The following is a 13,706-nucleotide window of genomic DNA, read 5'->3' on the forward strand; positions in this document are numbered from 1 at the left end:
GGCGCCCTCGACCAGGACGTGCCCGTGGCCCTCACGCGCAAGCTCGGCAAGAAGCGCGCCGCCGAGGAGCGCGCGGGCGCAGGCGCGGGCACCGCCGCCAAGCCGCGCCGCAGCGCGAGCGCCTCGCCGGTGGCCACGCCGCGCCCGCTCGAGGGATTCAAGCTGCCGCCGATGTCGCTGCTGGCCTCGCCCAAGAAGGGCGAGGCGGGCCGGGCCCCCGAGTCCGAGCTCTCCGAGACGTCCGCGCGCCTGCAGGAGACGCTCGAGGACTTCGGCATCATGGCCGAGGTCGTGGGCTGGGTGGCCGGCCCCACGGTGACGCTGTTCAAGGTCGACCTGCCCGCCGGCGTGCGCGTGAGCCGCGTCACGGCCTTGAACGACGACATCGCGCTCGCACTCGCCGCGCCGGGCGTGCGCATCTTCGCGCCCATCCCCGGCACGAACTACGTGGGCATCGAGGTGCCCAACCGCGCGCGCCAGACGGTGTACCTCTCCGACGTGCTCGGCGACGCGGGCCCCGGCCCCCTCCAGATCGCCATCGGCAAGGACGTCGAGGGGCACTCCGTCGTGTCCGACCTCGCGCGCATGCCGCACCTGCTCATCGGCGGCACCACCGGCTCGGGCAAGTCGGTGTCCATCAACGCCATGATCATGTCCATCCTCATGCGCGCCACGCCCTCCGAGGTGCGCTTCATCATGATCGACCCCAAGCGCGTGGAGTTCACGCCCTACAACGGCATCCCGCACCTCTACGTGCCCGTGGTCACCGAGGCCAAGGAGGCCGCGAGCGCGCTGTCCTGGGGCGTCGCCGAGATGGAGAAGCGCCTCAAGATCTTCTCGAAGGTCGGCGCCCGCAACATCGGGCAGTACAACGCCAAGGCGCAGGCGGCGCTTGCCGAGGAGGAGCGCGCAAAGGCGACGGGGGAGGAGGCCGAGCACTGGGAGTACCCTGCGGAAATGCCCTACATCGTCATCATCATCGACGAGCTCGCCGACCTCATGATGAACGTGGGCAAGGAGGTGGAGTTCTCCATCAGCCGCATCGCCCAGCTCGCGCGCGCAGCCGGCATCCACCTCATCGTGGCCACCCAGCGCCCCTCCACGAACGTGGTGACGGGCCTCATCAAGGCGAACATCACGAACCGCATCGCGTTCAACGTGGCCTCGGGCATCGACTCGCGCGTCATCCTCGACACGCCGGGCGCCGAGAACCTCATCGGGCTGGGAGATCTGCTGCTGTCCAAGCCCGAGTACGCCAAGCCGCAGCGCATCCAGGGCTGCTACGTGTCCGAGGACGAGATCAACGCCGTGGTGTCCATGCTCAAGGAGCAGGGCGAGCCCGAGTACCACACCGAGATCCTCTCCACCAACGTGGTCACGCTCGGCGCCTCCTCGCCCTCGGGCGACGGCGGCTCAGATGCGGAGGACCCGCTTCTGTGGGAGGCCGCAGATATTGTGGTTTCGAGCGGCTTGGGCTCAACATCTAACATTCAGCGGCGCTTGAAGGTGGGTTACGCGCGAGCAGGCCGTATAATGGATCAGTTGGAGGAACAGGGCGTCGTGGGCCCCGCGAACGGCTCGAAGCCGCGCGAGGTGCTCGTGAGCGACCCCTTGGAACTTGAGACGCTCAAGGCGTTCAAGGACAATGACGAGCTCTAGGCGAGCTCTGGGCAAGTGAAGGAGTAGGAACGTGGCGCGTCAAAGATCCTACGGAGGGCTTCTGCGCGAGGCGCGCGAGGCGCGCGGGCTCGATCTGTCAACTGTGTCGCACCGTCTGCGCGTGCGCCCCGACATCCTGCGCGCCATCGAGGAGGCCGACTTCGCCTACCTGCCGCCGCGCGGATACACCCGCAACATGATCAGCGCCTATGCGCGACTCGTGGGGCTCAACCCCACCGAGGTCACCTCGCTGTACCTCGACGAGGTTCATGCGTACGAGTCGGGGTACGCCCGCGTCGATGCCCGCCGTGCCGAGGGGCAGGGGCGCCGTCCGCGCGGCGAAGGCGGCGGACGGGCGTCCGCGCGCTCCGCCGGCCCTGCGCGTCCCTCGCGGGAGGGCCGCAGTGCGCCGCGGGGCGCAGCTCCCGGACGTGCCGACGGCCGTGCGCGCAGCGCGCAGCGCGGCGGTCGCAGCCGGGGAGGCGAGCCGCGCCAGGGCTTCGTGGGCGGAAACTCGTACCCAAGTTTGTACTCGTCGGCGCAGAACGGCCGGGTGCCCTCGATGTCGCGCCTGCCGCTCATCATCGGCGCAGCCGTGGTGGTGCTCATCCTGATCGTCGTGCTCGTGTTCGTGCTCGGCGGCAAGCAGGACGCCGCGCAAGACGTGCCCAATGTGCCCATCTCGGGCCTCACCGACACCTCAAGCCCCGAGAGCGAGCCGGCGGTCGAGCCCGTTGAGACGGCTCCCACCAGCGCGCAGGTCGTCTACAAGATCTCGGGGTCGAAGGACGTCTACGCTGAGATCACCAACGACGGCACCACCGAGAGCAAGCTGCTCTCGCCGCCGGTCGAGGAGACCGTCAGCGTCACCGGCACGTGGAGCCTGAGCGCCTGGATGGTTGACGCCGTCTCCGTCACGGTCGACGGGGAGGAGCTCAAGTACACGCAGGCCAACGGCGGCATCCCCACCTGGTCGGTTGACTTCACGAAGATCAAGGACGACTGGGAGGCCGAGCACGGCGAAGGCAAGAGCTCGTCCTCGGCGTCTTCGAGCGCCTCCTCATCAGCCTCGTCGTCTTCGGCCTCGAACGCGGCAGGCGGCGGTTCTTCGAGCTCGTCTTCGAGCGCCGCAGCCTCCCGCTAAACCGCGCTTACTGAACTACGCATACATCCACCCTCGAACTACGTGAAAGGAACTTGAACATGGCCAAGGAATCCAGCTTCGACATCGTGTCCGTCGTCGACATGCAGGAGGTCGACAACGCCTTTCAGCAGGCGCGCAAGGAGATCGCGCAGCGCTACGACCTCAAGGACTCGGGCGCCGAGATCGCGCTCGACAAGGCCAAGCAGACCATCACGGTGTCCGCGCCGGCTGACTTCGTGGCCAAGCAGGTCATCGACGTCATCGACAGCAAGCTCATCAAGCGCGGCATCGACCTCACGGCTGTGAAGTGGGGCGATGCCATCGCCGCCACGGGCCAGTCGGTGCGTCGCGTGGCCACCGTCGTCAACGGCATCGACAAGGAGACGGCCGGCAAGATCAACAAGGACGTCAAGGCCCTGAAGCTCAAGTGCAAGGTGCAGATCGAGGGCGACCAGCTCCGCGTGAGCTCGGCGTCGCGCGACACCCTCCAGGAGGTCATCGCGTTTCTGAAGGGCCAGGACTACGGGCAGCCGCTCCAGTACGTGAACTACCGCTAGGGCGCGCGCCACATGGACGAGATGCGGAATGCAGACGTGGCCGAGGGCGAGCGCGACATATGGCGCGTGGCGTTCGTGACGATGGGCTGCGCGAAGAACGAGGTCGACACGGCCGCCATGTCGAAGCGCCTGGCCGAGGCGGGCTACGCGATCACCCCCGACGTGGAGGACGCCGACGTCATCGTGGTGAACACGTGCTCCTTCATCCAGTCGGCCACCGAGGAGAGCCTCGAGGCCATCTTCGAGGCGGCGCGCCTGCCGCGCGTGGCGGCGGGCAGCGCGCACGTCGTGGTGGCGGGGTGCATGCCCGCGCGCTACGGCGCTGACCTGGAAGAGGAGCTCACCGAGGCGGCGGCCTTCGTGCCCTGCTCGCGCGAGGATGACATCGTCGCGGTCATCGGGCGCTGCCTGGGCGTGGAGGACGACAGCGTCCTCGTCACGCCGCCGCGCGGCGGCGCAGGTGCGGGCGAGCCTCCCGCCGGCGTCGCGCCGGCGAGCGCCGACGCCCCCGCGCCGCCGTCCGTCTACGTGAAGATCTCCGACGGCTGCGACCGCTGGTGCTCGTACTGCGCCATCCCGCTCATCCGCGGGCGCTACCACAGCTTCCCCGCCGCCGACATCCGCGCAAGCGTCGCCGAGCACGTGGCCGCCGGCACGCGCGAGATCGTCCTGATCGCGCAGGACACGGGGCGCTGGGGCCAGGACTTCGACGAGCCGAGCACGCTCGCGCGCCTCATGGCGGACCTCGCCGAGGAGTTCCCGAGCACGTGGTTCCGCGTCATGTACCTGCAGCCCGAGGGCGTGACCGACGAGCTGCTCGCGGTGATGGCGGGCCACGACAACATCTGCTCGTATCTGGACATCCCGCTGCAGCACGTCGACGAGGCGCTCCTGCGCGCCATGAACCGCCGCGGGTCACGCGCGCAGTTCGAGGCGCTCATCGAGCGCGTGCGCGCCGCCGTGCCCGACGTCACGCTGCGCACCACGCTGATCGCGGGCTTCCCCGGCGAGACGGACGAGCAGTTCGAGGACCTCTGCGACTTCGTGGCCGAGGCGCCCTTCGACTACGTGGGCGTGTTCGCCTACTCGCGCGAGGAGGGCACGCGCGCCTTCGACCTGCCCGACCAGGTTGACGAGGACGAGAAGGCCGACCGCGCCCAGCGCCTGCGCGACATCGCCGACGCGGCCTGCACCGCGCGCGTCGCCGAGCGCGCAGGGCGCACCGTGCGCGTGCTCGTGGAGGGCCGCGAGGAGGACGGGCAGCTCTTCGGGCGCGCCCAGTGCCAGGCGCCCGAGGTCGACGGGGTCACCTACCTCGACGCCGGAGAGGTGGGCAGCATCGTGGAGGTGTGCGTCGGCGACACCCTCATGTACGAGATGGAGGCGGAGTAGCGCATGCCCGAGAAGCTCTGGACACCTGCCAACGTCATCACGCTCACGCGCATCTGCCTCGTGCCGGTGTTCGTGCTCGTCCTCTTGAGCCCCTGGCCCGAGTGGCTCGGGCTCGGCTTCGTCAGCATGCAGATGAAGTCGCTCATGGCGGCGGGGGTGTTCGTCCTCATCTCGTGCACTGACTGGATCGACGGCTACCTCGCGCGCAGCCGCGGCGAGGTCACCGACTTCGGCAAGTTCATGGACCCGCTCGCCGACAAGATCCTCGTGGCGGCGGCGCTGCTCGCGCTCGTGGAGCTCGGCGTGCTGCCGTCGTGGCCCGTGCTCATCATACTGGCGCGCGAGTTCATCGTCTCGGGCGTGCGCATGATCGCCGCCACGAAGGGCGAGGTCATCGCCGCGAGCTGGTACGGCAAGGCCAAGACGGTGTTCCAGATCGTCGCCATCGTGCTGTTCCTCGTGAAGGACGGCCTGCATCCGGCCACGGTCGGCTCTGCGCTCGGCGACCCGCTCTACGTGCTGTCGTGGCTCGTCATGCTGGTCGCCCTCGTGCTCACCATCGTGTCGATGCTCGACTACCTGTCGAAGGCGCGCCACCTCCTCGGCTTCGCGCCGGCGAAGGCCCGCGGGAAGGCGAAGGACGCGGCTGGAAGCGGAGCCGAGGACAGGCCCGAGGGCGCGGCGAAGGGCGCGGCGGGCAGGGAGGTGCCCTCGGTGGACGAGCTCGACGCGCTCGTTCACGACCAGGCGCGCGCGGTGGTCGCCAAGGCGCTGGCGAGCGGCACGCGCCTGGCCACGGCCGAGAGTCTCACGGGCGGCATGATCTCGAGCGCGCTCACGTCGGTTCCCGGCAGCTCGGAAGTGGTGCGCGGCGGCGTGGTGAGCTACGTGAACGAGGTGAAGCACGGCGTCCTCGGCGTCGACGCGGGCGTGCTCGAGGCGCAGGGCGCGGTGTGCGCCGAGGTGGCCGAGGACATGGCGCGCGGGGCCCGGCGCACGCTCGGCGCCGACGTGGCCGTCGCCGTCACCGGCATCGCCGGCCCCGGGGGAGCCGAGGAGGGCAAGCCCGTGGGGACCGTCTGGTTCGGCCTCGCCTCCGAGGGCGAGGCGCGCTCCTGGACGCGCTGCTTCGAGGGGACGCGCGAGCAGGTCCGCCAGCAGACGGCCCTCGAGGCGCTTTGCGCCCTCGCGGGCGAGGTGTAGCGCGACTTCGCGTGGCGCGCTGCGTCATGCGCGGCGGCTCTGCCCGCCAGGACGCGGCGCGCTTTTGCTTGACGTGCGCCAGGTAGAGGCGACATGCAGGCGACCTCCCGCCGCCGCGTCATGCGCCTTAGGGCGCAGCCTCCTGCCGCATCCTGGCCAACTCCCCGCCATCACGCCGTCAGGCGGCGCCGCTATGCTGCAAGGCGTCAAGGCGCGCCCGCAGAACTTTCTCGGGAAAAAAGGGAAACCTCCTTGACCAACAAACAGGTGTTCGTATAATAGGCGTATACCGTTTCAAGACGAACAGCCTACGCCGCCGCACGCAAAGGAGCGCACATGAACCAAGACAAAGAGAAGATGCTCAAGCTCACGACCGACCAGATCGAGTCGAAGTTCGGCAAGGGCTCCATCATGAAGCTCGGCGAGGGCGGCGCGGACCTCAACATCGGCGTCATCCCTACCGGCGCGCTCCCGCTCGACGCGGCGCTCGGCATCGGCGGCGTGCCGCGCGGGCGCATCATCGAGATCTACGGCCCCGAGTCCAGCGGCAAGACCACGCTCGCGCTCCAGATCTTGGCGGAGGCCCAGGCCATGGGCGGCATCGTCGCCTTCATCGACGCCGAGCACGCGCTTGACCCCGTCTACGCCGCGCGCCTCGGCGTCGACATCGACGAGGTCCTCATCTCCCAGCCCGACACCGGCGAGCAGGCGCTCGAGATCTGCGACATGCTCGTGCGCTCGGGCGCCATCGACTGCGTGGTGATCGACTCGGTGGCGGCGCTCGTCCCGCGCGCCGAGATCGAGGGCGAGATGGGGGACACCACGGTCGGCCTGCAGGCGCGCCTCATGTCGCAGGCGCTGCGCAAGCTCGCCGGTTCGCTCTCCAAGTCGAACACCACGTGCATCTTCATCAACCAGCTGCGCGAGAAGATCGGCGTCATGTTCGGCAACCCCGAGACCACCACGGGCGGCCGCGCGCTCAAGTTCTTCGCGAGCGTGCGCATCGACATCCGCCGCATCGACTCCATCAAGCAGAGCGGCGAGATCGTCGGCAACCGCGTGCGCGCCAAGGTCGTCAAGAACAAGGTGGCGCCGCCGTTCCGCCAGGCGGAGTTCGACCTCATGTACGGCGAGGGCATCTCGCGCGAGGGCTGCATCATCGACATGGCCGTCGAGTGCGGCGTCGCGAAGAAGAGCGGCGCGTGGTACACCTACGGCGAGGAGCGCCTCGGCCAGGGACGCGAGGCGGCGAAGAACACCCTGCGGGAGAACCCCGACATGCGCGATGAGATCGAGCGCAAGGTGCGCGAGGCGTTCGACATCCCGGTCCTCGACCAGAACCTCGGCGAGGACGCGGCCACGCCGCTCCCGAAAGACGGCAAGCGGAAGTAGCGCGCGCCCATGTCGTCGAAGAGCAGCGTGATCGAGCAGCTGAGAGGCAGCATAGCCGCCATCGAGGGCGGGGGAGCGGGCGGGGAGCGCGCGCCGCTCCCCGCCCGCTCCCCGAAAGCCGCACGCCACCCTGCGGGGCGTGTGAGCTTCGCAGCCGCCGCGTCTTCCTTAAAGCCGGAAAGTCCAACAGGCTCTGAGGCTGCTCACGTCAGCTCCGCCGAGCCGAGCACCCTCGAGGAGCAGGCTGACGAGGCGTACCAGAAGGTCCTGCGCTGCGTGAGCGTGCGCGAGCAGTCCACGGCGCGCATGCGCGACAAGCTCATGCGCGCCGGCTTCGCCCCCGAGGCGGCCGACCGTGCGATCGAGCGCGCCTGCCGCGTCGGCGCGCTCGACGACGTCCGCTACGCCGAGGCGCTCGTGCGCGCCACGCTCGCCGCCGGCAAGGGCCTGCGCTTCGCCGAGGCGGAGATCGAGGAGCTCGGCATAGACGTCAGCGCCCTCGACGCCTACCGCGACCACCTTGACGCAGGCGAGGGCGACGAGGTGGCCCGTGCGCTCGCCGCCATCAGGGCGCGCCCGCCGCGCGCCAAGAACAAGCGCGAGGCGGCCTTCCGCCGCTGCGTCGCGAAGGGCTTCTCCTCGGACGTCGCAACCTCCGCTGCGCGGATATGGTGTGAGGAAGGATAATCCGTTCGCATTTGCTCAGGCGAAACGGCCTCTTGATGCGGTATACTTGATTCTTGCTTTGAGCGATACGTACCCGATGGGTATTTGCCTATAGATATAACTTCATAGTGAGTCTATCCTGTCGTGCCTATTGCTCATGTCGGCTTGTTGCCGGCATTTTTTGTTGACTGACCACCTTAAAGACGTAACCAACTCAGACGAAAGGGGGAGCACATGATCGAGATGATCCTGCTCATTGTCGGCGTCGCCGTCGGCATCGCTCTCGGTATCGTCGTTGCGCGCTTCATCGCAAACTCTTCCACGAAGAAGGCCGCCGACGAGGCAGCCTCGCTCACGAAAAAGGCTGCTGATGAGGCGTCTGCGCTTGTCGAAGACGCGAAGCGACAGGCGGAGAACATGCGCCGCGAGGCCGACATCGAGGCTAAGGACAAGGCGATTCAGTACAAGCAGCGCGTTGACGACGAGAACAAGGAGCGCCTGCGCGAGGTGCGCGCGGCCGAGAACCGCGTGTCGCAGCGCGAGGAGTCGCTCGACCGCCGCGTCGAGACGCTTGACGCGCGCGAGCACCAGCTCTCGTCCCTCCAGGGCCAGATCGAGCGCCGCGAGCGCGACCTCGACGCTGCCGAGGTGGAGATGGGCCGCCGCCTCGAGCGCGTGGCGGGCATGACGCCGCAGGAGGCGAAGGCCGAGATGCTCGACGCCCTGCGCGACGAGGTCACCCACGAGTCCGCCGCCATCATCCGCGACGCGGAGACGCGCACCAAGGCCGAGGCCGACAAGAAGGCGCGCATGATCCTGAGCCTCGCGATCCAGCGCGTGGCCGCCGACCACTCGGCCGAGAACACGGTGTCCACCATCCACATCCCGTCGGATGACCTCAAGGGCCGCATCATCGGCCGCGAGGGGCGCAACATCCGCTCGTTCGAGCAGCTCACCGGCACGAACCTCATCATCGACGACACGCCGGAGTGCGTGACCATCTCGTGCTTCGACCCGGTCCGCCGCGAGATCGGCCGCGTCACCATGGAGAACCTCGTCGCTGACGGGCGCATCCACCCCGCGCGCATCGAGGAGATGTACGGCAAGGCCGTCTCCTTCGTGAACCAGCGCGTCCAGGAGGCGGGCGAGCAGGCCGTGTTCGACACCGGCATCCACGACTTGGACCCCGAGCTCGTGCGCACGCTCGGCCGCTTGCGCTACCGCACCTCCTACGGGCAGAACGTGCTCAACCACTCGCTCGAGGTGGCCTACCTCGCAGGCGTCATGGCCTCCGAGCTCGGGCTCGACCCCATCCCCGCCAAGCGCGCGGGCCTTCTGCATGACCTCGGCAAGGCGGTCGACCACGAGGTCGAGGGCAGCCACGCCGTCATCGGCGCCGACCTCGCGCGCCGCTTCGGCGAGCGGGCCGAGATCGTGCACGCCATCGAGGCGCACCACGCCGACGTCGAGCCCAACACCATCCTCGACGTGCTCATCCAGGCGGCCGACGCCGTCTCCGCCGCGCGCCCCGGCGCCCGCAAGGAGACGCTCGACGCCTACATCAAGCGCCTCGAGAAGCTCGAGGAGATCGCCAACGCACACGAGGGCGTCGAGCGCACCTACGCCATCCAGGCCGGCCGCGAGGTGCGCGTCATGGTGAAGCCCGAGGTGGTCGACGAGGCGCAGGCCGTCGTCCTCGCGCACGACATCGCCCATCAGATCGAGAGCGAGATGCAGTACCCCGGTCAGGTGAAGGTCGTGGTGATCCGCGAGAGCCGCGCCGTCGACTACGCAAAGTAACATGAGCGAGAACGCGCTGGCCACGTTCGTGGAGTCAGTGTGCGGCGATAGCCACCTCCGCGTCGAGCAGGACTTCGGGGGTGGCTACGTTCGTCTTCGGAGCACCGAGGCCGAGAAGCGCCAGGCCGCCCAGGACATCCGCTCGACCGAGGACATCGTGATCGAGCTTCTGCGCAACGCCCGCGACGCCGCTGCGCGCCACGTGTTCGTCGCCGCGCAGCGCGACGACATGACGCGCACGCTCACCGTGATCGACGACGGCTGCGGCATCCCCGAGAGCATGCGCGCGCGGGTGTTCGAGCCGCGCGTCACCTCGAAGCTTGAGACGGCCCACATGGACAAGTGGGGCATGCACGGGCGCGGCATGGCGCTCTACTCCGTCTCCGTGAACGCCGAGGAAGCCTACGTCGCCGCCTCAGACGAAGGCGCCGGCACCTCCCTCGTCGTCAGGACGAACCTGAAGAAGCTCAAGGAGAAGACCGACCAGTCGACGTTCCCCCGCTTCGAGGTGCGTGACGGCGTGCACGCCATGCGCGGGCCCCGCAACATCGTGCGCACCGCCGCCGAGTTCGCGCTCGAGCACCGCCGGGAGTGCAGCGTCTACTGCGGCTCGGCCACCGAGATCGCAGCCACCCTGTACGAGTACGGCCGCGCGACTACCTCGCTCGCCGAGCGCACCTTCGCCTCGGGCGATCTCGCGCTCACGAAGCGCCTCGCCTGCGCAACCGACCCGGCCGCCTTCGCCCAGATCGCCGCTGACCTGGGCCTGCCGATGTCGGAGCGCTCGGCGCGCCGCATCGTCGACGGCGCCATCAAAGGCACGCCGTCGCTGCTCGAGCGCCTGCAGGCCGAGAGCTTCCCCGCGGCCGCGCCCGCTCGCGCCAAGGCTGCAAGCGCGCGCGACAGGCGCGGCCTCAAGCTCGCCGAGCCCGACGCCGCGCTTCTGCGCGATGCCGCGCGCAGCGCCTTCGCCGACGTCGCGCGGCGCTACTACCTCGAGCCTGACGTCGAGCCGCGCGTCCGCGTGACGCAAGAGGCCATCACCATCACCATCCCCGTGGAAAAGCTCTCCTAGCTGCGCCGCATCTGTTGCGTACAAGTGTCTCATCAGATAGAATATATATTTGTGCCCACAAGCGGCATCACAAGACATGCGGCAGGGCGCACGCTGAACGCACCATACCCGGAGCATCGAACGAACAAGGAACGCACGTGTCGACAGAACAAAAACCCGAGATCGGGTGCCTCAAGGTATCATCCAAGTCATCTCCCGCCTCCGTCGCCGGCGCCATCGCCGGCATGATAAAGGACGGCGTCGTCGTCGAGATCCAGGCGGTGGGCGCCGGCGCGGTCAACCAGGCGGTGAAGGCCATCGCCATCTCCCGCGGCTTCCTCTCGCCCATCGGCATCGAGATCGTGTGCGTGCCCTCCTTCGCCGACATCGTGATCGACGGCGAGTACCGCACGGCCATCCGCTTCGCCGTCGAGCCGCGCTCCATCCGCGGCGGCGCGCGCACGCCTGACGCCGCGCGCGACTAGAGGCCGCCCATGTCAACCCTCTTCGGTCTCACCTTCTGCGTCCACACCTTCGGGTGCCAGATGAACAAGCACGACTCCGAGCGCATCTCCGGCATGCTCGAGGGGCTCGGCGCCACGTCCGTCGCCACCATCGAGGAGGCCGACATCGTCGTCTTCATGACGTGCTGCGTGCGCGAGGCGGCTGACGTGCGCCTCTACGGGCAGGTGGCCTCCTTGAAGAACGTGGCCCTGCGCCCGCAGACGCCGCTGTCCAAGCGCATCGTCGCCGTGGGCGGCTGCATCGGCCAGCGCGACGGCGAGAAGCTCACGCGCGACCTGCCGCACCTCGACGTGGTGTTCGGCACGCACAACCTCGGCTCGCTCCCCGCGCTGCTCATGGCAGCTATCGACGAGGGCGGCCATCAGGTGGAGGTCCTCGACGCGTCGAGCTCCTTTCCCACCGAGCTGCCCAGCTCGCGCGAGCTTGCGTGGGCGGCGTGGCTGCCCATCACCATCGGCTGCGACAACTTCTGCTCCTACTGCATCGTCCCGTACGTGCGCGGACGCGAGAAGTCGCGCCCGCTCGAGGACATCGCGGCCGAGGCGAGCGGCTACGTCGCAGCCGGCGTGAAGGAGATCACCCTGCTCGGGCAGAACGTCAACTCCTACGGGCGCGACCTCTACGGCGCGCCGCGCTTCGCCGACGTGCTCGACGTCGTCGACGCCGCGGGCATCGAGCGCCTGCGCTTCGCCACGAGCCACCCGAAGGACCTGACCGACGAGGTGATCGAGCGCTTCGCCACGCTCCGCTCGCTGCAGCCTGCGCTCCACCTGCCCGTGCAGTCGGGCTCGAACCGCATCCTTGCGGCCATGAACCGCCGCTACACGCGCGAGCACTACCTCGGCCTCATCGAGAAGCTGCGCGCGGCCTGCCCCGACATCGCCCTGTCGACCGACGTCATCGTGGGCTTTCCCGGCGAGACGGCCGAGGACTTCGAGGACACCTACCGCATCGTCGAGGAGGTGGGCTATCACCAGGTGTTCACGTTCATCTACTCGAAGCGCGAGGGAACCCCGGCGGCCCAGATGGTCGACGACACGCCGCGCGAGGTGATCCAGGAGCGCTTCGACCGCCTGGTCGACCTGGTGCAGCGCAAGGCGTTCGAGCTCAACCAGCCCGAGGCGGGCAGGACGGTCCCCGTGCTCGTCGAAGGCACGTCGAAGCGCGACGCGTCCATCCTCATGGGCAAGAGCCCCAAGAACCAGACCGTGCACGCGCGCATCCCGCAGGGCGTGCGCATCGAGGACCTTGCCGGCACCATCGTGAACGTGCGCGTCGACGAGGCCCGCACGTGGTACCTGTCGGGCGAGATCGCGTAAGCGGAGAGCATGACGCGCTTGAGCCTGCCCGCACCCGTCATCGGCATCGTCGGCCCCACGGCGTCGGGCAAGTCCGACCTCGCCCAGGCCATCGCGCTGCGCGTCGGGGGAGAGGTGGTGAGCGCCGACTCCATGCAGGTGTACCGCGGCATGGACATCGGCACGGGCAAGGTCGCGCCCTCCGGGCGCGTGGTCCCGCATCACGGGCTTGACCTGGTCAACCCTGGCGAGCCCTACTCCGCGGCGCTCTTCCAGGCGTATGCGCGCGCCTGCTTCGCCGACATCGCGCAGCGCGGGCGGCGCCCGGTGCTCGCAGGCGGCACGGGGCTCTACGTGCGCGCGGCGGTTGACGACTACGACTTCCCGCAAGGCGAGCAGGTGAACAACCCCGTGCGGGAGTGCTACACGCGCCTCGCCGAAGAGGAGGGGCCGCAGGCGCTCTGGGAGCTTCTGCGCGAGCGCGACCCCCGAAGCGCCGCCGTCGTGCACCCGAACAACGTGCGCCGCGTGGTGCGCGCCTTCGAGCTGCTCGAGGAGGGCATGAGCTACGCCGAGCAGAAGGAGAACCTCGGCAAGATCGAGGCTGCCATGCCCGTCGTGCTCATCGGCCTGGCCGTCGACCCCGACGTCCTTAAGGACCGCATCGACCGCCGCGTCGAGGACATGGTGGCGCGAGGGCTCGTCGAGGAGGTAAAGACTTTGTTAAACCAGGGCTTCCGCGCGGGCATCACCGCGCCGCAGGCCATAGGATACAAGGAGGTCGTCGCGGCCCTCGACGGCACGTGCACGCTCGACGAGGCCGTCGAGCGCATCAAGGTGGCCACGCGGCGCTACGCCAAGCGCCAGCGCACGTGGTTTCGCAAGGACGAGCGCATCCGCTGGATCAACGCCGACGACTTCGACGCCGACGCGCTCGCCGAGGAGGCCCTTGCGCTCGTACGCGGCGCTGACGCGGCCTTCGAGGCGCAGCGGGCAGGGGAGCGGCGCTCATGAGC

The 13,706-nt window shown here is 68.9% G+C and carries 12 protein-coding genes; all 12 read left to right on the forward strand.

Annotation, left to right across the window (positions count from 1 at the left end):
- On the forward strand, nt 1–1,659 hold a 1,659-nt coding region (locus tag G7Y49_RS07265), incomplete at its 5' end, for a DNA translocase FtsK (protein ID WP_255465926.1).
- Between the two features lie 31 nt (nt 1,660–1,690).
- A complete protein-coding gene (locus G7Y49_RS07270; protein WP_165172483.1) occupies nt 1,691–2,803 on the forward strand; it encodes a helix-turn-helix transcriptional regulator in 1,113 nt (370 codons plus the stop codon).
- A 59-nt stretch (nt 2,804–2,862) separates the two neighbouring features.
- Complete coding sequence (locus tag G7Y49_RS07275) at nt 2,863–3,360, forward strand: YajQ family cyclic di-GMP-binding protein (protein WP_165172485.1); 498 nt, start codon at nt 2,863–2,865, stop codon at nt 3,358–3,360.
- Nucleotides 3,361–3,381: 21 nt separating this feature from the next.
- A complete protein-coding gene (rimO, locus tag G7Y49_RS07280) occupies nt 3,382–4,752 on the forward strand; it encodes a 30S ribosomal protein S12 methylthiotransferase RimO (protein ID WP_165172550.1) in 1,371 nt (456 codons plus the stop codon).
- Between the two features lie 3 nt (nt 4,753–4,755).
- A complete protein-coding gene (gene pgsA, locus G7Y49_RS07285; RefSeq protein ID WP_165172487.1) occupies nt 4,756–5,955 on the forward strand; it encodes a CDP-diacylglycerol--glycerol-3-phosphate 3-phosphatidyltransferase in 1,200 nt (399 codons plus the stop codon).
- Nucleotides 5,956–6,291: 336 nt separating this feature from the next.
- Nucleotides 6,292–7,347 (forward strand): recombinase RecA, encoded by a 1,056-nt coding sequence (recA, locus tag G7Y49_RS07290; RefSeq protein WP_165054955.1) that lies wholly within the window; start codon nt 6,292–6,294, stop codon nt 7,345–7,347.
- Between the two features lie 9 nt (nt 7,348–7,356).
- Entirely contained in the window at nt 7,357–8,034 is a 678-nt protein-coding gene (locus G7Y49_RS07295; RefSeq protein WP_165172489.1) for a regulatory protein RecX, read from the forward strand.
- 213 nt (nt 8,035–8,247) lie between these two features.
- Nucleotides 8,248–9,813, forward strand: coding sequence for a ribonuclease Y (rny, locus tag G7Y49_RS07300; protein WP_165172491.1), 1,566 nt, complete (start codon nt 8,248–8,250; stop codon nt 9,811–9,813).
- Nucleotide 9,814: 1 nt separating this feature from the next.
- Nucleotides 9,815–10,888, forward strand: coding sequence for an ATP-binding protein (locus G7Y49_RS07305; RefSeq protein ID WP_165172493.1), 1,074 nt, complete (start codon nt 9,815–9,817; stop codon nt 10,886–10,888).
- A 161-nt stretch (nt 10,889–11,049) separates the two neighbouring features.
- Nucleotides 11,050–11,352, forward strand: coding sequence for a stage V sporulation protein S (locus G7Y49_RS07310; RefSeq protein WP_172135926.1), 303 nt, complete (start codon nt 11,050–11,052; stop codon nt 11,350–11,352).
- A gap of 9 nt (nt 11,353–11,361) precedes the next feature.
- Nucleotides 11,362–12,711: a tRNA (N6-isopentenyl adenosine(37)-C2)-methylthiotransferase MiaB gene (miaB, locus tag G7Y49_RS07315; protein WP_165172497.1), complete on the forward strand. Its 1,350-nt coding sequence runs from the start codon at nt 11,362–11,364 to the stop codon at nt 12,709–12,711.
- A 9-nt stretch (nt 12,712–12,720) separates the two neighbouring features.
- Nucleotides 12,721–13,704, forward strand: coding sequence for a tRNA (adenosine(37)-N6)-dimethylallyltransferase MiaA (gene miaA / locus G7Y49_RS07320; RefSeq protein ID WP_165172499.1), 984 nt, complete (start codon nt 12,721–12,723; stop codon nt 13,702–13,704).
- Nucleotides 13,705–13,706 lie beyond the last annotated feature (2 nt).

It is taken from the genome of Adlercreutzia sp. ZJ242 (genome assembly GCF_011038995.1).
Lineage (GTDB): Bacteria > Actinomycetota > Coriobacteriia > Coriobacteriales > Eggerthellaceae > CAAEEV01.

What these genes read in the sequence shown, in the direction of transcription:
- G7Y49_RS07275 (WP_165172485.1), top strand. Translation starts at nt 2,863, where the DNA reads ATGGCCAAGGAATCCAGCTTCGACATCGTGTCCGTCGTCGACATGCAG.
- rimO (WP_165172550.1), top strand. Translation starts at nt 3,382, where the DNA reads ATGCGGAATGCAGACGTGGCCGAGGGCGAGCGCGACATATGGCGCGTG.
- pgsA (WP_165172487.1), top strand. Translation starts at nt 4,756, where the DNA reads ATGCCCGAGAAGCTCTGGACACCTGCCAACGTCATCACGCTCACGCGC.
- recA (WP_165054955.1), top strand. Translation starts at nt 6,292, where the DNA reads ATGAACCAAGACAAAGAGAAGATGCTCAAGCTCACGACCGACCAGATC.
- G7Y49_RS07295 (WP_165172489.1), top strand. Translation starts at nt 7,357, where the DNA reads ATGTCGTCGAAGAGCAGCGTGATCGAGCAGCTGAGAGGCAGCATAGCC.
- rny (WP_165172491.1), top strand. Translation starts at nt 8,248, where the DNA reads ATGATCGAGATGATCCTGCTCATTGTCGGCGTCGCCGTCGGCATCGCT.
- G7Y49_RS07305 (WP_165172493.1), top strand. Translation starts at nt 9,815, where the DNA reads ATGAGCGAGAACGCGCTGGCCACGTTCGTGGAGTCAGTGTGCGGCGAT.
- miaB (WP_165172497.1), top strand. Translation starts at nt 11,362, where the DNA reads ATGTCAACCCTCTTCGGTCTCACCTTCTGCGTCCACACCTTCGGGTGC.
- miaA (WP_165172499.1), top strand. Translation starts at nt 12,721, where the DNA reads ATGACGCGCTTGAGCCTGCCCGCACCCGTCATCGGCATCGTCGGCCCC.